21 protein-coding genes and 3 pseudogenes are annotated in these 23,345 nt (G+C 59.3%); 11 read left to right on the forward strand and 13 right to left on the reverse strand.

What is annotated here, in order from left to right; translation table 11 throughout:
• Positions 1-15 precede the first annotated feature (15 nt).
• Positions 16-267 (reverse strand): hypothetical protein, encoded by a 252-nt coding sequence (locus QMK52_RS24815; protein ID WP_005786899.1) that lies wholly within the window; start codon positions 265-267, stop codon positions 16-18.
• A 134-nt stretch (positions 268-401) separates the two neighbouring features.
• On the opposite strand from QMK52_RS24815, the gene nhaR reads away from it, so the two are divergent.
• Entirely contained in the window at positions 402-1,304 is a 903-nt protein-coding gene (gene nhaR, locus QMK52_RS24820; protein ID WP_005786897.1) for a transcriptional activator NhaR, read from the forward strand.
• Between the two features lie 22 nt (positions 1,305-1,326).
• On the opposite strand, the gene QMK52_RS24825 is transcribed toward nhaR, so the two are convergent.
• The gene (locus tag QMK52_RS24825; RefSeq protein WP_005786895.1) at positions 1,327-2,481 is read right to left on the reverse strand and encodes an MFS transporter; all 1,155 of its coding nucleotides are present in this window, start codon (positions 2,479-2,481) and stop codon (positions 1,327-1,329) included.
• 240 nt (positions 2,482-2,721) lie between these two features.
• On the opposite strand from QMK52_RS24825, the gene sstT reads away from it, so the two are divergent.
• Positions 2,722-3,942, forward strand: a complete 1,221-nt coding sequence (gene sstT / locus QMK52_RS24830; RefSeq protein ID WP_005786893.1) for a serine/threonine transporter SstT — start codon at positions 2,722-2,724, stop codon at positions 3,940-3,942.
• Positions 3,943-4,019: 77 nt separating this feature from the next.
• Here sstT and QMK52_RS24835 read toward each other — a convergent pair whose 3' ends face one another.
• Positions 4,020-7,280 (reverse strand): hypothetical protein, encoded by a 3,261-nt coding sequence (locus QMK52_RS24835; RefSeq protein ID WP_320403604.1) that lies wholly within the window; start codon positions 7,278-7,280, stop codon positions 4,020-4,022.
• 177 nt (positions 7,281-7,457) lie between these two features.
• Positions 7,458-7,967, reverse strand: a complete 510-nt coding sequence (locus QMK52_RS24840; RefSeq protein ID WP_005786889.1) for a DUF1993 family protein — start codon at positions 7,965-7,967, stop codon at positions 7,458-7,460.
• A 116-nt stretch (positions 7,968-8,083) separates the two neighbouring features.
• On the opposite strand from QMK52_RS24840, the gene QMK52_RS24845 reads away from it, so the two are divergent.
• Positions 8,084-8,734: a YceH family protein gene (locus QMK52_RS24845; RefSeq protein ID WP_005786887.1), complete on the forward strand. Its 651-nt coding sequence runs from the start codon at positions 8,084-8,086 to the stop codon at positions 8,732-8,734.
• 69 nt (positions 8,735-8,803) lie between these two features.
• Here QMK52_RS24845 and QMK52_RS24850 read toward each other — a convergent pair whose 3' ends face one another.
• Positions 8,804-9,622 carry a shikimate 5-dehydrogenase gene (locus tag QMK52_RS24850; protein ID WP_005786885.1) on the reverse strand — a complete coding sequence of 273 codons (819 nt, stop codon included), beginning with the start codon at positions 9,620-9,622 and terminating at the stop codon, positions 8,804-8,806.
• 156 nt (positions 9,623-9,778) lie between these two features.
• On the opposite strand from QMK52_RS24850, the gene QMK52_RS24855 reads away from it, so the two are divergent.
• The 3 genes from QMK52_RS24855 to QMK52_RS24865 all read left to right on the forward strand — a co-directional run bounded on the left by QMK52_RS24855 (position 9,779) and on the right by QMK52_RS24865 (position 10,841).
• The gene (locus QMK52_RS24855; protein ID WP_087945233.1) at positions 9,779-10,153 is read left to right on the forward strand and encodes a hypothetical protein; all 375 of its coding nucleotides are present in this window, start codon (positions 9,779-9,781) and stop codon (positions 10,151-10,153) included.
• Positions 10,154-10,372: 219 nt separating this feature from the next.
• The gene (locus QMK52_RS24860) at positions 10,373-10,567 is read left to right on the forward strand and encodes a hypothetical protein (protein WP_003190284.1); all 195 of its coding nucleotides are present in this window, start codon (positions 10,373-10,375) and stop codon (positions 10,565-10,567) included.
• 91 nt (positions 10,568-10,658) lie between these two features.
• A complete protein-coding gene (locus tag QMK52_RS24865) occupies positions 10,659-10,841 on the forward strand; it encodes a hypothetical protein (protein WP_005786881.1) in 183 nt (60 codons plus the stop codon).
• A gap of 3 nt (positions 10,842-10,844) precedes the next feature.
• Here the strand turns inward: QMK52_RS24865 and QMK52_RS24870 are convergent, their stop codons facing one another.
• Positions 10,845-11,912, reverse strand: a complete 1,068-nt coding sequence (locus tag QMK52_RS24870) for an AI-2E family transporter (RefSeq protein WP_005786879.1) — start codon at positions 11,910-11,912, stop codon at positions 10,845-10,847.
• 172 nt (positions 11,913-12,084) lie between these two features.
• Here QMK52_RS24870 and yegQ point away from each other — a divergent pair, with 172 nt between their 5' ends.
• Positions 12,085-13,398 carry a tRNA 5-hydroxyuridine modification protein YegQ gene (yegQ, locus tag QMK52_RS24875; protein ID WP_005786877.1) on the forward strand — a complete coding sequence of 438 codons (1,314 nt, stop codon included), beginning with the start codon at positions 12,085-12,087 and terminating at the stop codon, positions 13,396-13,398.
• A 4-nt stretch (positions 13,399-13,402) separates the two neighbouring features.
• On the opposite strand, the gene QMK52_RS27465 is transcribed toward yegQ, so the two are convergent.
• The 3 genes and pseudogenes from QMK52_RS27465 to QMK52_RS24885 all read right to left on the reverse strand — a co-directional run bounded on the left by QMK52_RS27465 (position 13,403) and on the right by QMK52_RS24885 (position 16,527).
• The gene (locus QMK52_RS27465) at positions 13,403-14,224 is read right to left on the reverse strand and encodes a methyl-accepting chemotaxis protein (protein WP_413817853.1); all 822 of its coding nucleotides are present in this window, start codon (positions 14,222-14,224) and stop codon (positions 13,403-13,405) included.
• 36 nt (positions 14,225-14,260) lie between these two features.
• A pseudogene (locus tag QMK52_RS27470) lies at positions 14,261-15,082 on the reverse strand (cache domain-containing protein); the annotation flags it as partial.
• 125 nt (positions 15,083-15,207) lie between these two features.
• On the reverse strand, positions 15,208-16,527 hold the full coding sequence (locus QMK52_RS24885; RefSeq protein ID WP_164366002.1) for a Na+/H+ antiporter family protein: 1,320 nt from the start codon (positions 16,525-16,527) through the stop codon (positions 15,208-15,210).
• 455 nt (positions 16,528-16,982) lie between these two features.
• On the opposite strand from QMK52_RS24885, the pseudogene QMK52_RS27475 reads away from it, so the two are divergent.
• Both QMK52_RS27475 and QMK52_RS27480 read left to right on the forward strand, forming a co-directional pair.
• Positions 16,983-18,053 (forward strand): annotated as a pseudogene (locus QMK52_RS27475) (HAMP domain-containing protein); the annotation flags it as partial.
• Positions 18,054-18,395: 342 nt separating this feature from the next.
• A pseudogene (locus tag QMK52_RS27480) lies at positions 18,396-18,911 on the forward strand (methyl-accepting chemotaxis protein); the annotation flags it as partial.
• A gap of 128 nt (positions 18,912-19,039) precedes the next feature.
• Here the strand turns inward: QMK52_RS27480 and QMK52_RS24895 are convergent.
• The 4 genes from QMK52_RS24895 to QMK52_RS24910 are packed head-to-tail and all read right to left on the reverse strand — an operon-like array spanning position 19,040 to position 21,631.
• Complete coding sequence (locus tag QMK52_RS24895) at positions 19,040-20,353, reverse strand: sensor histidine kinase (RefSeq protein WP_005786869.1); 1,314 nt, start codon at positions 20,351-20,353, stop codon at positions 19,040-19,042.
• Entirely contained in the window at positions 20,350-21,018 is a 669-nt protein-coding gene (locus QMK52_RS24900; RefSeq protein WP_005786867.1) for a response regulator transcription factor, read from the reverse strand. The genes QMK52_RS24895 and QMK52_RS24900 overlap by 4 nt, the downstream gene beginning before the upstream one ends.
• A complete protein-coding gene (locus QMK52_RS24905; RefSeq protein WP_005786865.1) occupies positions 21,018-21,329 on the reverse strand; it encodes a PepSY domain-containing protein in 312 nt (103 codons plus the stop codon). The genes QMK52_RS24900 and QMK52_RS24905 overlap by 1 nt, the downstream gene beginning before the upstream one ends.
• Positions 21,329-21,631: a PepSY domain-containing protein gene (locus QMK52_RS24910; RefSeq protein ID WP_005786863.1), complete on the reverse strand. Its 303-nt coding sequence runs from the start codon at positions 21,629-21,631 to the stop codon at positions 21,329-21,331. The genes QMK52_RS24905 and QMK52_RS24910 overlap by 1 nt, the downstream gene beginning before the upstream one ends.
• Before the next feature lie 159 nt (positions 21,632-21,790).
• Between QMK52_RS24910 and QMK52_RS24915 the strand changes: the two genes are divergently transcribed.
• Together QMK52_RS24915 and queD are read left to right on the forward strand one after the other, a co-directional pair.
• The gene (locus tag QMK52_RS24915) at positions 21,791-22,870 is read left to right on the forward strand and encodes a patatin-like phospholipase family protein (protein WP_320403605.1); all 1,080 of its coding nucleotides are present in this window, start codon (positions 21,791-21,793) and stop codon (positions 22,868-22,870) included.
• A gap of 84 nt (positions 22,871-22,954) precedes the next feature.
• Positions 22,955-23,311 (forward strand): 6-carboxytetrahydropterin synthase QueD, encoded by a 357-nt coding sequence (queD, locus tag QMK52_RS24920; protein ID WP_003190259.1) that lies wholly within the window; start codon positions 22,955-22,957, stop codon positions 23,309-23,311.
• Positions 23,312-23,345 lie beyond the last annotated feature (34 nt).

A 23,345-nucleotide genomic window follows, 5' to 3' on the forward strand; every position in this document is an offset into this window, starting at 1 on the left:
GGTAGTGCTGGGAAATTAGGTTTCTTGGGTGTTCGATTCGGCGTCTTTTTCTTCCTGATCATCTTTCTTCTGCGGATTGATCAAGCCCTGGGTCGCTTCACTCAATGCCTGCTCGGCAGCCTTCTGGGTGTCATCGATCGCTTGCTTGGCCGATTCGCTGGCTTTGCCCAACACTTGCTGCGCGCTTTTCTCGACCTGATCACAACCGCCGATCATCACCAATGAAAGCGCAAGCAGCGACGCCGCGCCCAGGGAATTGAGTTTCATGCTGTATTCCTCATTAGAACCATTGGGTCCAAATAGTGGCCCCGCGATAGCGATGCATTCTATGCAGGTGAACAGTTCAGGAAAATTCGTATTTTTCTCGCGTATACTTCGATTTTTACGAAGTGTAGACCGCGATGCTCAATTATCGACAACTGCATTACTTCTGGGTGGTAGCCAAGACTGGGAGCATCGTGCGTGCCTGCGAACAACTGAACCTCACGCCCCAGACTATCAGCGGGCAGATCAGCCTGTTGGAACAGACCTTTGGCATTGCTCTGTTTCAGCGGGTGGGGCGCCAGCTTGAGCTGACCGAAGCCGGGCGCCAGGCGCTACCCTACGCCGAGCAGATGTTCCAGACCGGCAACGAACTTGAGGCGATGTTGCGCGCCCAGCCCGATGAGCAACAGATCCCGTTCAGGGTCGGCGTGGCGGATGTGGTGCCAAAATCCATCGTCTACCGCCTGATCGCCCCCACCATGGAGCTGAGCGAACCGCTGCGCATCACTTGCCGCGAAGACAAACTCGAACGTTTACTCGCCGACCTGGCGATCCAGCGTCTGGACCTGGTGATTTCCGACAGCCCGATGCCGAGCCATCTGGACATCAAGGGCTACAGCCAGAAGCTGGGGGAATGCGGCATCAGTTTTTTCGCCACCCAGGCGTTGGCTGACCAGCATGGCGGCGATTTCCCACAGTGTTTGCACGGTGCGCCGTTATTGATTCCGGGGGCAGAGACCGTAGTGCGCAGCCGATTGCAGCGCTGGTTTGCCGAGCAGCAGATTCAACCGCGGATCATCGGTGAGTTCGACGACAGTGCGTTGATGCAAGCGTTTGGGCAATCCGGCAGCGGAATCTTCATCGCCCCCAGCGTGATCGCCGATGAGGTGGTGCGCCACTACGGCGTGGTGCTGATCGGCCAGACCGACGCGGTGACCGAGTCGTTCTATGCGATCTCGGTGGAGCGCAAGGTCAAGCACCCCGGTATCGTGGCGATTACCGAAGGGGCAAGGCGCGAGTTGTTTACCGCCCTGCCCTGAAAAAACTGCGCGCCCCCTTTGATCAGGCGTTGGCCGCGGTAGGTTTGGCGGTCATCAACCACAGTGCGAGCAGGATCGACACCAGGATAAACCCCGATGCGGCAAAGCCAAGGCTGCCCAGGCCCAGGGTGTCAATCACATGCCCACCCACCATTGCACCCAGGCCAATGCCGAGATTGGCCCCGGCGATATTCAGCGAGGCGGCAAACGCCGGCGCGTGGGGCGCCGCCTTCATCAATCGCACATGGCTGACCAGGAACATCGCCGCCTGGGTCACGCCCCATACCGCCATCGCCGCCGCCAGGCCAATGGTCGAATGAATCGCCGGCACCACTGCCATCATGCCCGCGATCATAAACCCGCAGAACACCATGGACGCAATCAAGGGATGACGATCCACCGCGCGCCCGCCAAGGGAATTGCCGATCAGCCCGACCGCGCCGAAGCCCATCAGGCACCACCCCACCAGCGTGCCGTCGAACCCTGCCAGGCGCTCAAGGATATCCGCCAGGTAGGTATAGGCGGTGAACATGCCGCTGAAGACCAGGATCGACAACAGGATGTGGCCCTGCATCACCGGGCTGCGCAGGATCTTGAATTGCGAGCGCAAGGTGACTTGCTCGTTCTTTGCCTGGGTCACCGGCAGGTAAATGAACAGCAATAACGCCTTGGCCAGGGCAATCACCGCAAGCACTGCAAAGGCGGTGCGCCAACCGAACATATCGGAAATCAGCGTGCCTACCGGAATCCCGAACACGGTGGCGCAGACGATGCCGAAGCCGATTTTTTCAATTGCACGCCCGGCGAATTCAGGGCCGACAATGTCCACCGCCGTTTCGCTGGCCAAGGCCCAAAACACCGGCAAGCCCAACGCCGGAATCAAGCGAGCCAGGGACATTATCCAAATATTGGGCGCCAATGCCGCCACGGTATTGGCCACCGCAAACATGATCAGGATGCTGATAAACAGACGCTTGCGCTGGAACCGCGCGCAGTAGGCGGTCAGGAAGGGGCCGAACGCCGCCACGGTAAACGCGAAGAGCGTCACCAGCAGCCCGGCCTGGGACACACTGACATTCAGGTCCCGGGCGATCGAGGGCAACAAGCCGACGATCACGAACTCTGTGGTCAGCACGGTAAAACCGGCTGCCGACAGCAGCAAGATAGGGAACAACATGCAAACTCCAGAAACAGCGACATCAACGACAGCCCGAAGGGCTCGCTGATAGAGAGGAAAGATGAGAGGGGTGAATCTTAACAGAACATGTCCGGATTTGACCTAATCCCACGTATACAGGTGACGGAATGCCGCAGCGAACGAGACGCGTCCTACAGCATGCTAGACTTCGCGCCTGCTTCCTACAGTACTTCTGCCTGCAATGCTGTGCCCTACTAAAAAAACTAGAGACAACTCTTTATGACTGCTGCCCCTTCCCTATTACAACGTTTAATGCGCGTCAGCCTGGTCACCCAAATTGTCATCGGCCTGATTGCCGGGATCGTGTTGGCCCTGCTGTTCCCCGAGGCCGCGCGCGCCACGGGCTTTATCGGCAAGGTGTTTGTCACGGCGCTGAAGGCCGTCGCACCGATCCTGGTGTTTGTGCTGGTCATGGCCTCGATTGCCAACCATAAGCATGGCCAGGAAACCCATATCCGCCCGATCCTGTTCCTGTACCTGCTCGGCACCTTTTCCGCCGCCGTGGTCGCAGTGGTCGCCAGCACGTTGTTCCCCTCCTCTCTGGTACTGGCCACCCATGACGCCACGGTGAGCGCTCCCGGCGGCATTGGCGAGGTGCTGCAAAGCCTGTTGCTCAGCGTGGTGGATAACCCGGTCAGCGCACTGATGAATGCCAACTTCATCGGTATCCTGGCCTGGGCCATCGGCATGGGCGTTGCCATTCGCCATGCCGGTGAAACCACCCGCACGGTGCTGGACGACCTGTCCAACGGCGTGACCCTGATCGTACGCGTGGTCATCCGCTTCGCCCCGCTGGGCATCTTCGGCCTGGTGGCCTCAACCCTGGCCACCTCCGGTTTCGGCGCCCTGCTCGGCTATGCGCACCTGCTGGTGGTACTGATCGGCTGCATGGTGTTCGTGGCGCTGGTGATCAACCCTGCCATCGTGTTCTGGAAACTGCGCCGCAACCCTTACCCGCTGGTGCTGATGTGCCTGCGTGAAAGCGGCATCACTGCTTTTTTCACCCGCAGCTCGGCGGCCAACATTCCGGTCAACCTGGCGTTGAGCAAGCGCCTGGGCCTGCATGAAGACACCTACTCGGTGTCGATCCCGCTCGGTGCCACCATTAATATGGCCGGTGCGGCAATCACCATCACCGTGCTGACCCTGGCGGCTGTGCACACCCTCGGGATTGCCGTGGACCTGCCGACCGCCGTTCTGTTGAGTGTGGTCGCCGCGATTTGTGCCTGTGGTGCATCGGGAGTGGCAGGCGGCTCGCTGCTGCTCATCCCATTGGCGTGCAGCCTGTTCGGCATTCCAAGTGAAATCGCCATGCAGGTAGTGGCCGTCGGTTTCATCATTGGCGTCCTGCAGGATTCAGCCGAAACCGCGCTCAATTCGTCTACCGATGTGCTGTTTACTGCGGCGGCGTGCCTGGGCAAGGAAGAACAAACCGCTTGAATGAAAAAAGAAAAGCCCGAGCGGCTCATTGCTGAGCCGACTCGAGCCTTTTCTAACGAGGGTTGAAAGTATTGAGCTTAAGACGGGGAGTTTTCCGGAGTGAATCCCTGAAGAGGTGTCCCATATCGCTTGTTAGTTTTCGGATCGACTCGGTACCACTTACCGGTGATTTCATCTAACTGAGCCAAGATCTTTGATGTATCAACGCCCTGATAAATGCCTGCTATCACGTCTTTGGGCTTGTTCTGATACACCCTATCCACACTGGCAGTAGCCGCATACACTTTCCAGATAAGACTCCCTTTGCCCGCGAACGAGGAGAAAGCTGTGAGGCCTCTGGTTCCAATGGCAGCCCCCCCTGCAAACGGGTTGGCCGCACTGATAAATGCCCGACCCAACCTGCCTCCAACGCCTCCTTTTCCTAGCTTCTCGCCCACCTTCACTATCTTGGAAACTTTACCGAGCGCCCCGGCACCGGCGACAACGAAGCCGAATATATCGAATGCAAGAAACGCAAGCCCTTCACCCACTCTGCCCTGCTGAAAACTATGAAGCGCCGCTGCACCTGGTATCAGCGCACGGGTAACAGCTTGTATTTTTTCGAACTCCGTCACTTCAGTATCGAATGTGGTCACGCCTCTGGCTCCGCTAGCCAACTGTTCACGCTCTTTAGTACTGAAAAAATGGCTCGTAACTGCATCGGCTATGTGCTGTGTTCTCGCCGAGGTAAACGTGTGTGTGGGTGTTGAGGTTTGAGGCTTGGGTTCTCGTTCCTTAGTGTCTGTCGAGTTGTCGGCTTTCATTTCTCTAAGTGTGGTGCTTGAAATAGCTCTCACCCCTTCCTCACCCGTAGCAATGTCAGCCCAATCGCCCTGTAGACCAACCTTCAGGCCATCGGTCAAATCAGCTCGATGCCGCAGCCCCCCTGCCGATGGATTGAATTCATAAATTCGCTTACTGCCTTTATGCAGGGTTTCGAAAAATACGGAGCTGCTTTTGACGTCCTCAACTTTTTTGATACGGCGCTGAATACCAGTGCCTGTATCGGTAATGGTCCGAGTGATCTTCCCTGCCCCATAAATTTTCAGCTCACCATACTGCAACGCCTCCTTATCCTCCGCAGGCAGCAGTGACATTTGGTGTTGTACGGTAACCTTCATAGCGCCTTTAAGCCCGTCGTAATAATCAACAACGTGCTTTTCAAACAGCTCATTGGGCGACGGCATAAACTTGAGCTCATGGAATATCTTTTCGATAGGAACGGCAGGATCATTGGAATACCACTCCACATGCTGCTGCGGCTGCAAAAAGATATCCAGTATCGAGTAAGGGCCTTGTAAACCACGATCCCGTACTTTTGGATAGATTGCTTGCTTCTCAAAATCTATCACCCCGTATTCTTTTACGGGACACTTCTCCTTCAGCGCATCGAGCGCCAGTGCTTTACGGGTGGCCAACTCGGTGCGTTGAGCTTCTGAAGCTTGCATCAAGGTGTCGAAACGCTCACTGGCGAGGGTCGTAGCACGTTCAACTTCTTCTTCCGTGTAATTGTTATCTGCCCGTTTTTCAACGGCTTCATCCGCCACAGCCCAGTGAATCAGGCCCTCCTTCCCAGCCAGCGCTTCCACTTTTTTTTCGGCATCGGTAATCGGGGCCAGGTCGTCTTTGAGCAGTTGCTCATAAGTTTTAGTCGCCGCCGCCCCCGGATTGCGCATCTCGGATTTGGCAACGATGGCTTTCAAGCTGACCCAGGCCGCAGAGCCGTAAGTCACACTGTCAGGGATGTTTTTGACCAATAACTCCGGAGCGTGATGCGACAACAGCAGGTAGGCTGCCACCGCAGCGTTGTTGCCATATGACTTGCGCAAATGCTCGGTTAGCCCCTCAAGGACAAAAGACAACGGCTTACCCCAATTTTCGCGCGCCGACAAATCAAACCCGGCCACCTTGTTCTTTTCTTCTGGCTTCCACAGTGCGTCCTGATTGAGGCCTATCTGAAGCGCCGCAAGCGCCCAATCTTCGGTACTGCCCGCGCCCTCGAACTTGCTGCGCAAGGCTTCGCCTATAGCCTGCGCAGTGGGGCCTTTCAAAAGCCTGAGGATCGCTTGCCGGGGATCTTTGAGCTCTGCTTCGGACCACTCGATGGTTTGCGTCAGATACCCAAAGGCGCTTTGGCTCAGCTTCAACTTGTCGAACTCAGGCAACTTCATCGAGTTATAACTGACGGCATCATAGATGGCCTGCTGTTGCTGTGAATCAAGCGCAGTTGGCCACGATAACCCGCCCCCGAGATCGCCATGCAGTTGCCGGTACTCGGTTGGACGGAGCAACTCCATGATCATGTTCTTGACCTGCGCTTGATCAAGCGGGTGATCCAAACCAGTGCCAGTCATGAACTGCAAGAGGTTCACTTGCTTACCTGCCATTGGTTGATTATCCAGATGGAAGCCAGAGTCAGGATCAAGTGTGATGTGTCGCGTTTGCAGAAAAATTTTCAGCTCGGCACTACGGTCATAAGCTGCAGCGTCATGGGGTAAGCTATTGAAGGCCTGCAATGCTTCTTGCTTATTCAGATAATCGTCCGCCTCCACATGCGCCACGAGCAGGGCATCCCTGAAGGTTTGCAGGTCGCGTTTATTAGCCAATTGTCGTTTTTGCTCCACCAGCGCTTCTTCACTGCGCTCCTTACCAGCTCCCGCCGTTGAGAATGCTTTGTTTTCTTGCAACGCTTGGGCGCGTTGTCGATCTTTGAATGATTCGTTATGGATCGTTTCGCCATAGAACTGGGCGATCCACTTGAGCGGCGCACTCTCCTCATACAGCGCCGACCAGGTGATCCCATCGGGGGCATAGGCTTTTACCGCCGCCAGAATCGGCCCAGCGAAAGTCGCCCAAGGGGAGTTATCTTGCAAAGTAAACAGCGTAAGCACCCCCTGTTTGTTCCTGACACTCAGGAACCCGTCCTCAGTAATCTTGAGGGAAGATGGATCCAAGCCATCCGACTTAAGCCAATCTAAAAACCCCTTGTCCTTAAGTGCATTACGCAACTGTGTACGCCACTGGCCGAAAGATGAAGCGTGTGGAATGTTCGCGATAACAGCGTCCTCATCACGGGTACGCTCCATCAAAACGTCGGCATAACTGGCTGCCAGGTCACTGTTGGCTTGTTCACGCTGAGAAGTTTGAGAGAATGCGCCATCGCCCGGCACCTCACGCTTGGTTCGGGTCACAGCATTGGACTTTGAAGAAGACAGGGTTTGACTGTTGGACGCCTCCAGTGCCGAGTCGAAATGAGCGTTTCCGAGAGGTTTAATTACCGCGGTGGAAGAAATATTCATATCGTTTGTAATCTCTAGGCACTTCAATTGAAGGTTGTTTAGGCGCTCCTAAGTGGGGAATATTCGAAAACGCGTTGCACAGAAATATGTAACGAAACATCAGACTGATGTAAAAACCCACACATAAAAAAAACCGGGGCTGTTCATTCAAGAACAACCCCGGGCTGTGTTTAGAGCTTAGAACGCGCCCATGTAATCGCGCTTGCCCACTTCAACACCGTTATGACGCAGCAGGGCGTAAGCGGTGGTGACGTGGAAGAAGAACTGCGGCAGGCCGTAGGTCAACAGGTAGGACTGGCCGCTGAAGCGCTTCTCTTTCGGGGTGCCTGGGCGGGTGACGATCTCGATACCTTCCTTGCCGTCAATCTGCTCGGGCTTGATGGTGTCGACAAACGCCAGGACCTTGGCGATCAACGCTTGCAGGTCGGCGAAGGTGACTTCAGTGTCTTCGTACTTGGGCACTTCGATCTCGGCCAGGCGTGCCGACACGCCTTTGGCGAAGTCGACGGCGATCTGTACCTGGCGCACCAGTGGGAACATATCCGGAAACAGGCGCGCTTGCAGCAGGGCATTGGGCTCGATGTTCTTTGCAGTAGCGTGGGCTTCGGCTTTGTTCAGCACATCGCTCAATGCGTTGAGCATTTGCTTGAAGACTGGGATAGAAGCGGCGTACAGGGAAATAGTCATGTCAGTCTCACGATAATGGCAGGGTTGGAACCAGCGGCGATTATAGCCATGCCCGGCGCTTGTCTTTTATTTTTTGAGGATTACGCTGGTGACCTTCACTGCATAGGGAACGCGCGATGACCGCCGAACATGACACCGACACCCCTGAGCCGCGCCTGAACAGCACGGAAATCCGCATCCTCGGCTGCCTGATCGAAAAACAGGCGACCCACCCGGAAACCTATCCCCTGACACTCAACGCCCTGGTGCTGGCCTGCAATCAGAAAACCAGCCGTGAGCCAGTGATGAACCTCAGCCAGGGCCAGGTCGGCCAAAGCCTGCGCGCGCTGGAGGGCCAAGGCTTTACCCGCCTGGTGATGGGTAGCCGTGCCGACCGCTGGGAACACCGTGTGGACAAGGCGTTGGAACTGGTGCCGGCCCAAGTGATCTTGACCGGGTTGCTGTTTCTGCGGGGGCCGCAGACGGTCAACGAGTTGCTGACCCGTAGCGGGCGTATGCATGACTTTGAAGATGCCGAGCAGGTCGTTCACCAGTTGGAACGCCTGATTGCCCGGGGGTTGGCGGTATTGGTGCCGCGCCAGGCGGGCCAGCGGGAAGATCGGTATACCCACGCGCTGGGGGATCCGGCGGATATTGAAGCGATCATGACCGCACGAGGCAATCCAGTAGAGCGTAGCGCGGGGGCTGTTTCGGTGGAACGGATCGAAGAGCTGGAGGCGCGGATTGCCGCACTGGAAGAACGGCTGGCGCAGTTGGAGCAGACCTGACACAGATAATAATCTGTAGGAGCTGGCTTGCTCGCTCCTACAGGCATTAGGGCTTGCCCCCTCCCACCATTAGCTTCGGGCGAAGGCTACTGCCGCCTCGAACTGCTCCTGCGTTGGGCGCACGCCTGTATAAAGCACAAACTGCTCCAGTGCCTGGATCGCGATGACCTCCAGCCCGGTAATCACCCGCTTGCCCTTGGCACGGCCACGCACGATCAATGGTGTTTCAGCCGGAATTGCCACCACATCAAAAACAGTTTCTGCCTGATCAATCGCGTCGGCATCGAACGCCAATGCATCCGCCTCGGCCCCGCCTGTCATACCAATGGGCGTCACATTGATCAGCATTTGTGGGCGCAGGTCGCCCAGGTCCGCCTGCCACTCATACCCCAGGTTGCTGGCCAATGCCCGGCCCGCCACCTCATTGCGCGCTACGATCACACCGTTGGCATAACCGCCATCACGCAAGGCGCTGGCCACCGCCTTGGCCATGCCGCCGCTGCCACGCAGGGCGAAGGTGGAATCTTTTGGCACGGCGTGCTTCTTCAGCAGTTGCTCGACAGCAATGTAATCGGTGTTGTAAGCCTTGAGATGACCGTTGGTGTTGACGATGGTGTTCAGCGAGTCAATGGCTTGAACCGAATCGTCGAGTTCGTCCACCAACGCGATGGCCGCCTCCTTGAACGGCATGGAAACCCCACAACCCCGCACGCCCAAGGCTCGGATGCCACCGATCGCGCCGGGTAAATCCTGGCTGCTGAAGGCTTTATAGTAGAAATTCAGCCCAAGCTGCTCATACAAATGGTTATGAAAACGCAGGCCAAAGTTCCCGGGCCGCGCCGACAGCGACATGCACAGTTGGGTGTCCTTGTTGGGGTGCATCTGCATGGGTAACTCCTTGAAGTAAGCAAATCGGTACAGACCTTACACAACCTTTACCTAATGGCCGTGCTGTTTTTTTGAAATACGTTGTCTTAAAAGTATCCCCGCGACAATCCTTGGGTCTATTGATTGCAGACCACAAGCGCAGGGGCTAACCGAGGAATGACCATGATGCGTAAAATCCCCAGAATCGCCTTGCTTATCGGCGCACTTGCGATGGCCGGCCAAGCCTCCGCCCACGGTGGTGGTTGGGGTGGTCCGGCAGTGTTGGGTGCACTTGTGGGCGCAGCTGTCGTCGGCTCCGTGGTTGCCAGCCAACCTCGTGAGGTCTATGTGCAACAGCCGGTGTATGTGCAACCGCAGCCGGTGTATGCCGCCCCACCCCCGGTCTATTACGCGCCGCCACCACCGGTGTACGTGCAGCAGCAGGTTTACTACCGCCCGGCGCCGGTCTACTACGGGCCTCCCCGCGGCTATTATGGCCCGCCTCGCGGCTACTACGGCCCTCCCCAGGGCTACTACCGCCACGGTTGGTAATTTTCAATTGAGTTGAGTGGAACAGGCCCCGCCCACATACGGGGCCTTTTTTTGCCTGGAACGTCCGGTTTTATCCTGCCAATGTCGCTATGACGACAATCCCACAGTACAAGAGTCGCATATCCTCTTGATCGGCCCAGGCGTGCGCTGTCATGGTTGCGTCATAAAACAGTCTCACTATCGACCCGGTCCACCAATAACAATTAAGGACGAACGAACATGCCCACCCAGAATCCGCACCGCACCGCCGGCCTCTGCACGTCCAGCAAGGTCTACAGCGCCTTGACCGAGCTCAAGCACCTTGAAGGCCATCGCAGCGCGAAGTTCCTGGCGCTGTTGGCTGAAAACCTGGTGCGCAAGGGGCTGCTCAGTGAGCACGAAGTGGTGAACATGCTCGACCAGGTGGTGGATTAACGCCTGGCGTTGATGTCGACTATCGAGCCAGGTGATTTTTCCTGGATAGCGACACCCCTTAAGGTGACCTCCATAGCGATTGGAGGTCCTTATGCCCACTGTTCAAATCATGTCTGTCATCGGTAGCGCCGTTCCCACCCCTCTGCGCAAGCTCGGCTTGCTTGCCTGCTGGTACGTGGTACGTGATGGCGAGCCTATCAGCGGCCCGCTCACTTCGTTGTCTGACGCCGAAACACAACGCCGGCTGGCAGCCGACTTCAGGCTCCAGGCCTGAGACCTAAGGCAAGGGCAACTTGACCCGCGGCTTGGTTTCGGCGAACAACGCCCAGCACGACATGAACAAGGCCGCCACCAGCGGCCCGATCACGAAGCCGTTGAGGCCAAACACCGACAAGCCGCCCAGGGTCGAGATCAGGATCAGGTAGTCCGGCATCTTGGTGTCTTTGCCCACCAGGACCGGGCGCAGCACGTTGTCCACCAGGCCAATCACGAAGACGCCAAAAAGCCCCAGCACCACGCCCTGCCAGATGGCGCCGCTCAACAGGAAATAAACGGCCACTGGCGCCCAGACAATCCCTGCGCCCACCGCCGGCAGCAAGGACAGGAACGCCATCAGTACCGCCCAGAGCAACGCACTGGGGATATCCAGGAACCAGAAGATCAAACCACCCAGCGCACCCTGGGTCACGGCCACCAGTACGTTGCCCTTGACCGTGGCCCGCACCACCCGGTTGAACTTGAGTTGCAGGCGGCGCTTTTGCGGCTCGGCCAATGGCACCGCCGTGCGCACCTTGCGCACCAGCTCGGGGCCATCGCGCAGCAGGAAAAACAGCAGGTACAGCATGATGAAAAAGCTCACCAGGAAATCAAAGGTGCCCTGGCCGAAGCTGAACGCCTGGGAAGCGAAGAACTGACTGCCCTGCATCGCGCCCTTGACTACCTTTTCACGTAGCCCTTCCAGGTTGCCCATGCCAAAGCGATCGAGCAGTTGCTGGAAGTACGGCGGCAGGAAGTTCTTGAACTGCTCGATATAACCGGCCACGTCGAGCTTGCCGCTTTCGACGTTTTTATACAGCGTGGCCCCCTCTTGAACCAGCAACGCACTGGTAATGATCACGGGCAGAATCGCGATCACCAGGCACACCATCAAGGTGGTCAGGGAGGTCAGGTTGCGGTTCCAACTGAAGCGTTGCTGCAGGCGGCGCTGCATCGGCGCGAAGATGATGCCGAGGATCACTGCCCAGAACACCGCACCATAGAACGGCAGCAATATCCAGATAAAGGCGATGGTCACCAGCGCCAGCAATAGCAGCAGGGTTTTGAATTGCAGGTTGGTTTGATTCATGTCCGGTCCATATGAGAAAAGCCGGGCCGGTGTCAGCCCTGTTGCTTAGTCCGCGGCGAAACCTGGGAGTGCCCTTGTTTATCGAACAAGCATAGATCGGCTTGTTTAGACCTGGGTCAATAAACCATGACCGCCCGTGCACTACCCTCGCGCCTTTTTGCGACCCACGCCCATGCCCCCGATGATCGCCCCCGAACTGCTCGCTCCCGCCGGCACCCTGAAAAACATGCGCTACGCCTTCGCCTACGGTGCCGATGCGGTTTACGCCGGCCAGCCGCGCTACAGCCTGCGCGTGCGCAACAACGAATTCGACCACGCCAACCTCGCCCTCGGCATCCAGGAAGCCCATGCGCAGGGCAAGCGTTTCTATGTAGTGGTGAACATCGCGCCGCACAACGCCAAGCTCAAGACCTTCCTCAAGGACCTGGCGCCGGTGATCGCCATGGGCCCGGATGCGCTGATCATGTCCGACCCTGGGCTGATCATGCTGGTGCGCCAGCATTTCGCGCAGATGCCGATTCATCTGTCGGTACAGGCCAACACGGTGAACTGGGCCAGCGTGCAATTCTGGCAGCAACAAGGCATTGGCCGGGTGATCCTGTCGCGGGAACTGTCCCTGGAAGAAATCGGCGAGATCCGCCAGCATGTACCCACCATGGAACTGGAGGTGTTCGTACATGGCGCCCTGTGCATGGCCTATTCCGGGCGCTGCCTGCTGTCGGGCTACATGAACAAGCGCGACGCCAACCAGGGCACCTGCACCAATGCCTGCCGCTGGAAATACCAGGCCACGCCGGCAGTGGAGAACGCGACCGGCGACATCGTCCAGCACCATCAGCCGACGCTGGGGGTCGGTACACCCACCGACCAGGTATTCCTGTTACAGGAAGCCAACCGTCCCGATGAGCAAATGCCGGCCTTTGAAGACGAACATGGCACGTACATCATGAACGCCAAAGACTTGCGCGCCGTGCAACACGTGGAGCGCCTGGCGCAGATGGGCGTGCACTCATTGAAGATCGAGGGCCGCACCAAATCCCATTTCTATTGCGCACGCACCACCCAGGTGTATCGCCAGGCGATCGACGACGCAGTGGCCGGGCGCGCGTTTGATCGCGGCTTGATGACCAATCTGGAGTCCCTGGCCCAGCGCGGCTACACCGAAGGTTTCCTGCGTCGACATGTGCACGACGAATACCAGAACTACCAGAACGGCAGCTCGGTGTCCGAGCGCCAGCAGTTTGTTGGGGAATTGACCGGCGAACGTCGCGGGGAGTTGGCCGAGGTCAAGGTAAAGAATCGCTTTGCCGTGGGCGATCACCTGGAATTGATGACGCCCGCCGGCAACTTTCACTTTGACTTGGCCACCTTGCACAACGCCAAGGGGCAAGCCATTGAGGTGGCGCCGGGGGACGGGCACACGGTGTATGTGCCCTTGCCGACCGAGATGGACCTGCGTTTTGGCCTACTGATGCGCGATTTGTAGAACCTCAGATCCTGAATTGACCGACCAACTGCCCCAACCGTTGGCCAAGGTCCGCCAGGCTGCGCGAGGTCTGGGCGCCGAGCTGGGTTTCATCCGCTACGCTGTCCACCGCCACGGCAATCTGATGCACGCTGCGGTTGATCTCTTCGGCCACAGCAGTCTGCTCTTCGGCGGCGCTGGCGATCTGCGCATTCATCGAGTTGATGGTGCCGATCAACTGGGCCATGGTATCGAGGGACGCCCCGGCTTCGTTGGCCTGGGCCGAGGTGCCTTCGCCCGCATCGCTGGAGCGGCGCATGGCGTCCACGGCGGCTTCGGTGCCCTTTTGCAGGCGATCGATCATGCCCTGGATTTCCTGGGTGCTGGTTTGCGTACGGCTTGCCAGGGCGCGCACTTCGTCGGCGACCACGGCAAACCCGCGACCGGCCTCCCCGGCCCGCGCAGCCTCGATGGCCGCATTGAGCGCCAGCAGGTTGGTTTGTTCGGCAATCGAGCGGATTACGCCAAGCACACTGACAATCGACGACACATCCTGCTGCAGGCTGTCCAGGGACACACCGCTGCTGCGGATATCGTTCACCAGCGCGTGAATCTGCGCGATGCTGCCGTCCACCACGCGTTTGGCGGCCTGGCCCTCGGCGTCGGTCTGTTGCGCGGCGACCGCAGCGCCCTGGGCACTGCGCGCCACTTCATGGGCCGCGGACGACATCTGGTTGATCGCGGTGGCCACCTGGTCGGTCTCGTGGCGCTGGCGTTCCATGGCCTGTTCGGAGCGCTGGGCCTGGTCGGACACCTGGCTCACCAGCCCAGTAAGCTGGGCGGTCATTTCGGTGATCTGGCGCACCAGGCCGTGGATTTTATCGACAAACCGGTTGAACGCACCGGCCAGGTCGCCCAGTTCATCCTGGCTGGTGATGGCCAGGCGGCGGGTCAGGTCGCCTTCACCGGCAGCGATGTCGTCGAGGTTGGCTTTCATCAGGTTCAGCGGGCGCAGGATGGTATTGGCGACTAACATGCCCACCGCCGCAATCACCAGCAACACCACCACAGCCACGCCAAGGATGCTCAGCAGCACGCCTTGCATACGCTGTTCGACCTTGTCCTGGACCACCGCCACCTGGGCCTCGATGCCGTCCAGGTTCACAGAGGTGCCGATAACCATGTCCCATTTGGGCAGGTATTCGGTGTAGCCGAGCTTGGGCACCAGTTCGGTCTGGCCAGGTTGGGTCGAACTGTATTGCAAGTAGTGGGTGCCGTCCTTGCCGACCTTGACCAGGTCGCGATTGACGTAGACACCGTTGGGGTCACGGTTGTCCTTGAAGCTTTTGCCTACGCCGTCCGGGCTGTTGCCCTTGAACAGGCGGATGGTTTCGGAGTCGTAGCCGAAGAAATAACCGTCTTTGCCGTAGCGGGTGTTGGACAGCAACTTGACCACCTGCGCCCGCGCCGTGCTATCGCCGGGAGCAGCTGCGTCGTAGAGCGGCTTGATGGTGGTCATGGCCACTTCGACATAGCCTTGCAAAGTGGCCTTGGCGTCGTCGAGCAGGCGCTGGCGGGTTTCATCCACTTCGTTGCGGGCCTGGCCCTGCAGAATCCACACGGTGGTGAGGCTGATGACCACGGCAAACAGCAACACCGGCACAACGGCAAGGGCCAGGACTTTGGCCTTCAAACTCAGACGCATGGCTTTTCTCTCTTGTTAGTGGCGACTTGAGAGGTTAACGGCCAAGTAAGTGATTTCTGTAGGAGCGAGCTTGTGTGGCGAGGGAGCTTGCTCCCTCGCCACAGTGGAGGTGTGCAGTGCTTGCGTCAGAGCGTCATTGCAGCCAGCCAGCCAAATGCCAGCAACGGGATGTTGTAGTGCAGGAAGGTCGGCACCACGGTGTCCCAGATATGGTGGTGCTGGCCGTCGATATTCAGGCCGGAAGTGGGGCCGAGGGTGGAGTCCGATGCGGGCGAGCCGGCATCGCCCAATGCACCGGCGGTGCCGACGATGCACACGATGGCCAACGGGCTGAAGCCCAGTTGCACGCACAGCGGCACGAAAATCGCGGCAAGGATCGGCACCGTGGAAAACGACGAGCCGATGCCCATGGTGACCAACAGCCCTACCAACAACATCAGCAACGCCCCTACCCCACGGCTATGGCCGATAAACGCCGCCGAGGCTTCCACCAGTGAGCGTACGTCACCGGTGGCCTTGAGCACTTCGGCAAAGCCCGACGAGGCGATCATGATGAAGCCGATCATCGCCATCATCTTCATGCCTTCGGTGAACAGGTCATCGGTGTCGCTCCAGCGCACGATGCCCGACACCGAGAAGATCAAAAACCCGGCCAGGGCGCCGATGATCATCGAGTCCAGCCACAGCTGAATGATGAACGCCGCGGCAATCGCCAGGCCGGCCACCAGCAGGGTCAGCGGGTTGTACTGTACCGCCACTTGCTCGACGCGCTCGATTTTTTCCAAGTCGTACACGCGTTTTTTGCGGTAGCTGACAAACACCGCCACCAGCAGGCCGACCACCATGCCCAGTGCCGGCAGGCCCATGGCATGGGTGACGTTGACCTGGCTGATATCCACGCCGCTCTTGGCCACGTTGGCCAACAGGATCTGGTTGAGGAAGATGTTGCCGAAGCCCACCGGCAGGAACATGTATGGCGTGATCAGGCCGAAGGTCATCACACACGCGATCAGGCGGCGGTCCAGTTGCAGCTTGGTCAGCACGTACAACAGCGGCGGTACCAGCAACGGAATGAACGCAATATGGATCGGCAGGATGTTCTGCGAGGCAATCGCCACCACCCACAACAGGCCGATCAACAGCCATTTGACGTGGCTGCCGCCGCTGGCTTCCTGGCGGTCCACCAGCAGCAAGGCTTTGTCTGCCAGCGCATGGGCCAGGCCGGACTTGGCAATGGCCACCGCGAAAGCGCCCAGCAGTGCGTAAGACAAGGCGACGGTTGCACCACCGCCCAGACCGCCGTTGAAGGCTTTGAGCGTGGCGTCGATCCCCAGGCCACCGGTCAAGCCGCCCACCAGGGCACCAACGATGATGGCGATGACCACATGCACGCGGGACAGGCTGAGCACCAGCATGGTGCCGACCGCGGCGATGACTGCGTTAATCATGGTTACCTCAAGCAAAAACATAAAAGACAGGCATACCCGCGCACGGCCCATGGGAACAGCTGCCGGCGTGCAGGCTTGAAAGAGGTCTTATTAGAGGGCGCGCACTTTGCAGCAGGCAGGCGCTCATGTCAAAAAACGACGCCGCTTTGAGGTTTAAATGGGCCGTTTGAATAAAGAACCACGGGCGCCGGCCGATAAGCTGTTTCCATGTGCTTTCAGGTAAGGATGTCCCGATGTCGCTCAGGCAGCTCTCCATTCAATGGAAAATCACCCTGCTGGCGGGCCTGTGCCTGCTGGGGATCGTGACCCTGCTGGTGGGTCTGTCGCTGTATCGCATGGCGCAGAGCTCGGAGCAGGTCAAGGCGTCCAGCATGAAGATGCTCGACGAAGCCGCCCAGGCGCGCATTGAGGCCCAAGGTGAAGTGCAGGCATTGGGCATTCGTCAGCAGTTCATGGATGCCTACCAGTACGGCCATGGGTTTTCCCGCCAGGTACTGTTTTTGCGCGAACAGGCGGAGAAACGCTTTCTCGATGCCTTCGACACCCGTGAAGACCTGACCCGCCAGGTCAAGGCCGCCTTACAGGCCAACCCCGACCTGCTGGGTTTGTCCCTGGTATTCGAAGCCAATGCGCTGGATGGCAAAGACGAGCTATTTGCCAACCAGGCGGAACTGGGCAGTAATGACAAGGGCCGGTTCGCCCTTTACTGGTCGCAACCCACACCCGGCAAAATCACTTCGATGGCGCTGCCTGAAAGCGACATGACCGACACCTCCATTAGCCCCAGCGGTGAAAAAGCCAACGCCTGGTTCACCTGCCCGCGCACGACCCTCAAGCCGTGTGTGATCGAACCCTATTTCTATGTGATCGACGGTCAGAACGTGCTGATGACCAGCATCGTGTTCCCGCTGATGGTCAATGGCAAAGTCATTGCCTCACTGTCGGTGGACATCAACCTCAACAGCTTGCAGGCCGTGAGCCAACAGGCCAGCCAGAAGCTGTACGACGGCCAGACCCAAGTCAGCATCCTCAGCCCCACCGGTTTGCTGGCTGGCTACAGCCCGGACGCGAGCAAACTCAGCCAGCGTCTGGAGCAGGTCGACACCGCCAGCGGCGCGCAGTTGGTCAGAGCCTTGGCCAACAGCACCCAGACCCATAGCCTGCGCACCGAACAGCAACTCAAGGTGCTGGCGCCGTTTGCGCCGATCCCAGGGGGCAAGTCGTGGGGCGTATTGCTGGATGTACCGGGAAAAGTTCTGGTAGCCCCCGCCGAGGCGCTGAAAACCCAGCTGGATGCTGACAATGCCAAGGGCACCCTGTTGGAACTGGGCCTGGGCCTGCTGGCCGCTGTGGTTGGCTTGGTGCTGGTGTGGCTGATGGCGCGCAGTGTGACTCGGCCGATCCTTGGCGTGGCGCATATGCTCGAAGACATCGCCAGCGGCGAAGGCGACCTGACCCGGCGCCTGGCTTACAGCAAACAGGACGAACTGGGCCAATTGGCTGGCTGGTTCAACCGTTTCCTCGACAAGCTGCAACCGATCATTGCCGAAGTCAAACGCTCGGTGCAGGACGCCCGCGGCACCGCCGACCAGTCTGCCGAGATTGCTACGCAGACCAGTGCCGGCATGGAACAGCAGTATCGCCAGGTGGATCAGGTGGCCACCGCGTCCCATGAAATGAGCGCCACCGCCCAGGACGTCGCCCGCAGTGCCGCTCAGGCGGCCCAAGCTGCGAAGGATGCCGACCAGGCGACGCGCGAAGGCTTGACCGTCATAGACCGCACCACCGCCAACATTGGTGACCTGGCCGCCGATATGAGCACCGCCATGACCCAGGTGGAAGGCTTGGCCGCTAACAGCGAGAAGATCGGCTCGGTGCTCGAAGTGATTCGTGGCATCGCCGAGCAGACCAACCTGTTGGCGCTTAACGCCGCCATCGAAGCCGCCCGTGCCGGCGAGGCCGGGCGAGGTTTTGCGGTGGTCGCCGACGAAGTGCGCAACCTGGCACGACGCACCCAGGAGTCGGTGGAAGAAACCCGCGTGGTGATCGAACAATTGCAAAACGGTACTACCGACGTGGTCAGCTCCATGGGCAACAGCTATCGCCAGGCCCAAGGCAGCGTCGAACAAGTCGGCCAGGCCGTCACAGCCTTGCGCCAGATTGGCAACGCGGTCACGGTGATCAGCGACATGAACCTGCAGATCGCCAGCGCCGCCGAAGAGCAAAGCGCGGTGGCCGAAGAGATCAACAACAACGTGGCGACCATTCGCGATGTGACCGAGTCGCTGTCGGAACAGGCCAATGAATCGGCGCGGGTCAGCCAGGCGTTGAACAGCCTGGCCAACCAGCAGCAGGGTTTGATGGATCAGTTTCGGGTCTGAATGCAGCCAGGCTTTTCTGTGGGAGCCGGGCTTGCCCGCGATGCAACACCTCGGTATTTCAGGCAAACCGAGTCGGTGCTATCGCAGGCAAGCCAACTCCCACATTTTTGAACTGGGGTGGGTCAGTGCTAGCGGCGTGGTAGCTCGATCAATACCTTGAGCCCACCCAGCTCACTTTCCTGCAACTGCAACACCCCGCCCCACACCTCAACGATGTCCCGCACGATCCCCAATCCCAGGCCATGGCCGACCCTCTGCTCATCCAGGCGTGCGCCGCGACTGAATACCTGGTCGCGCTGGGCCTGAGGAATGCCCGGACCGTCGTCCTCCACCGCCAACAGGTAGCCCCGGGGCGTCTCGCTGACGCTCAAGCGCACCTCGGCATCCGCCCACTTGCAGGCGTTGTCCAACAGGTTGCCCAGCAGTTCCAACAGGTCTTCACGGTCCCAGGGCAAATGCAGACCCGGCGCGACCTGATAGGCGAGGTCCAGGTGCTCACCATGGATCATGCGCAGGGTGGCCAACAAACCGGGCAGTTCCTTTTCACAGTCAAACAGCGCACCCGGCAGCGCATCGCCCGCCAGGCGGGCACGGTTAAGCTCGCGATTGAGGCGCTGCTGCACCTGTTCCAGTTGCTCGCGCAACAACTGGCTCAACTGCGGATGATCCTTGAGCGCATCACTGGAGGCTGCGCTCAACAGCACCGCCATAGGGGTTTTCAGCGCATGGCCCAGGTTGCCGAGGGCATTGCGTGAGCGCTTGAGGCTGTCTTCAGTGTGGGCCAGCAAATGGTTGATTTGCGCCACCAGCGGTTCCAGTTCCTGCGGCACCTGAGTGTCGAGTTGGGAGCGCTGGCCTTGCTGCAGTTGAGCGATCTGGTTGCGCGCCGTCTCCAGCGGGCGCAAGGCGCGACGCACGGTGACCCGTTGCAGCACCAGCACCAGCAGCAGCGCCACCACCCCCACCACCAGGCCCACCTGACGCATCAGGCGAAAGCTTTCCCGCACGGGTGTGTAGTCCTGCGCCACGCTGATGGAAATCAACTTGCCAAAGCGCTTGTAGTCCGAGCGCAACACCAACAACTGCTGACCTTCCGGGCCCAATTGCAGGTTGCCCTTGAGCCCCGCCTCCGGGAGCCTGGGCAGCTCCTGATCCCACAGTGAACGAGAGCGCCAATGGACATCGGCAAAGTCGATACGAAAATAATGCCCGGAGAACGGCCGCTGATAAGCCGGCGACAGGCGCTGTTCATCCAACTGGACGCCGTTGGGCCCGCGCACCAGCGCCACCAGCAGGTTCTCGCTGTCGTTGCGCAAGCCCGCCTCCAGGTAGCGCTGCAAGCCTGCTTCGAACAGCAAGAGGCTGGTCTGCGCCAGTACCACGCCGACGATCACCATCACGCTGATCAACCCCAGGCTCAGGCGCCGCTGGATCGACTTCATGCCGGGGTGGCGCCAAATCGGTAGCCCTGGCCGCGCCGGGTTTCGATGACGCTGCGCCCCAGTTTGCGGCGCAGATGGTTGACATGGACCTCCAGTACATTGGAGTCACGCTCGGTCTCGCCGTCATATAAATGCTCGGCCAGATGGCTTTTGGACAGAATCTGTTCGGGGTGCAGCATGAAATAGCGCAGCAAGCGAAATTCAGCGGCCGTCAGTTGGATCTCGGCGCCATCGCGCAGTACACACTGGCGACCTTCATCCAGATGCAGGCCGGCAGCTTGCAGCGTTGGCTGGTTGGCTTGGCCGTGGGAGCGGCGTAACAGCGCCTGGATGCGCAGGTACAGTTCTTCGGGGTGAAAGGGTTTGCTCAGGTAATCATCGGCTCCGGCCTTGAGCCCTTCGATACGCTCGGCCCAGGAATCGCGGGCGGTGAGGATCAGCACCGGGATGGCCAGCGCGGCGGCGCGCCATTGCGCCAGCACCTCAAGCCCGGGCAAGCCAGGCAGGCCAAGGTCAAGGATGATCAGGTCATACGGCTCGCTGCGCCCTTGATACACGGCGTCGCGGCCATCGGCCAGCCAGTCGACCGCATAGCCCTGGCGCTGCAGGCCGGCCAGCAGTTCGTCGGCCAGGGGTACGTTGTCTTCCACCAGAAGCAGGCGCATCAGTCTTCCTCATCTTTGATCAGCACACCATTGGTCGCGTCCAGCTTGATCTCGCGTACCACGCCTTCGGTGGTCACCAATTCCACTTCATAGGCGTATTGCCCGTGTTTCTTTTCCAGCTCGGCCTCCAGCAGCCGCGAGCCGGGATAACGCGCCATGGCTTGGTGCAGCAGCTGTTCCAGCGGCAGAATCACGCCCTGCTGGCGCAGGGCCAGGGCTTCATCCTGGTTGAGGTCGCGGGCCGCCAGGCTGGAGCAAAAAATCATGAGCACCAGCGCCACTCGACTGCCGACGCGTAAATTTACCTTCATTACGTATCCTGATGATTCTTGAGAACCTGCCCGGTGAGCGCGTTCAATTCAACGTCCCATTCAATGCCGTCGGCATCTTGCAGCTCGACTTCGTAGACGTACTTGCCGTATTCCTCATCCAGGTCGGTGTCCAGTAGCGTCGAACCGGGGTGAAGGGCCAGGGCCGTGGCTTCCAATTGATCGAAAGCGACAATAGTAACAGTGGCGGGCACGATCAGTGGCTTGTCAGGGTCCGCGGCGGCGGCTTGGGTCGCCGTAACGATGATGATAGCGGCGGCGCCCAGAACAGTGAGGCGCTTCATGATAAGTCTCCGTTACATGATGTTTTCCTACGCCGGTCACGGTACCTGTCGCAACTTAACTGAAACTGAATTGCCACCATGGCAATTTCCGAGCGGACCCTTTTCCCCACTGCCAGCGAGATTTTCTATAATGCCCCGCTCGCCTCACCAGAGACCGGTATGACTGCCATCCACATCAAGTTCCCTGCCTTGACCCTCAAGGCAGGCAAACGTGCGTTCAGCCGCATTCGCGAACAGGGACTTGCGCCTGCCGACGTGGGTATCCTCCCCGGTGCGGCCGGTGGCCCCAAGGCCCTGGGTATCCAAGGGCTGGACTTGGCGCTGTTCGGTGACTGGTTGCCGCGCGCACCAAGGGAACGCGCGCTGATCGGCGCCTCCATTGGTTCGTGGCGGTTTGCCAGCGCCTGCCTGCCCGACCCGGTGCAGGGCTTGCTGGACCTGGGCCGCTTGTATAACGAGCAGCGCTTTGCCAAGGGCGTGACCATGGCCGAAGTCAGTCAGAGCTGCCAACGGATGCTCGATGACCTGCTGGCCGGCCGTGATGCGCAGGTACTGGACAACCCCGACTACCGGCTGAACATCATGGTGGTCAAGAGCCACGGGCTGCTTGCCGATGACCACCGTGGGCGGCTGGGGCTGGGCTTGTCGTCGGTGATTGCCGATAACCTGCGGGGCCGCGCCCGGCTGTCGCGGCATTTCGAGCGGCTGATCATCCACGACCCGCGCCAGGCGCCGCCGGTACATCCGCTCAAGGACTTTGCCTCGCGCTTCATCGACCTGGAACTGGGCAACCTGCGCCAGGCGCTACTGGCATCCGGCTCAATCCCCATGGTCATGCAAGGCGTGCGCGACCTGCCCGGCGCCGGGGCCGGCACCTACCGCGACGGCGGCCTGCTGGACTACCACCTCGACCTGCCCTATCTCGGCGATGACATCGTGCTGTACCCGCACTTCACCGATCGAGTCATCCCCGGCTGGTTCGACAAGGGCCTGCCGTGGCGACGCAGCAACCCGCAAGGCTTGCAGGATGTATTGTTGCTGGCGCCATCCAGGGACTACCTGGCCCGCCTGCCCCACGGCAAACTGCCAGACCGTAGTGACTTCAAGCGCTTTATGGGCGACGACCCGAGCCGCAACAAATATTGGCAAACCGCGATGAGCGAGAGCCGGCGGCTGGGGGACGAGTTCCTGGCATTGGCAGATAACGGCAAATTGGGCGAACACTTGCAAGCCCTTTGACCCTGGCGAGGGGCGGTATGCGCAAGGGTTGATCAAACTGTTAAACTCGCCGCCTGCCAGACACCTGACCGAGCTGAAAACACTGTGGAAATCTTCAAGGAATTTACATTCGAATCCGCCCACCGCCTGCCCCACGTACCGGAAGGCCATAAATGCGGGCGCCTGCATGGGCATTCGTTCAAGGTGGCCATCCACCTGAGCGGCGACCTGGATCCCCATACCGGCTGGATTCGCGATTTCTCGGAGATCAAGGCGATTTTCAAGCCGCTCTATGAGCGCCTCGACCACAACTACCTCAATGACATCCCCGGCCTGGAAAACCCCACCAGCGAAGTGCTGGCCAAGTGGATCTGGAATGAATTGAAACCTCTGCTGCCGGAGCTCAGTGCAATCCGCATCCATGAAACTTGCACCAGCGGCTGCATCTATCGCGGCGAGTAAGCGGTAGCGTGTCGAAAACCACCTACGGGTGGTT

Source organism: Pseudomonas sp. P9_2, from assembly GCF_034008255.1.
Classification (GTDB): Bacteria; Pseudomonadota; Gammaproteobacteria; order Pseudomonadales; family Pseudomonadaceae; genus Aquipseudomonas; species Aquipseudomonas synxantha_A.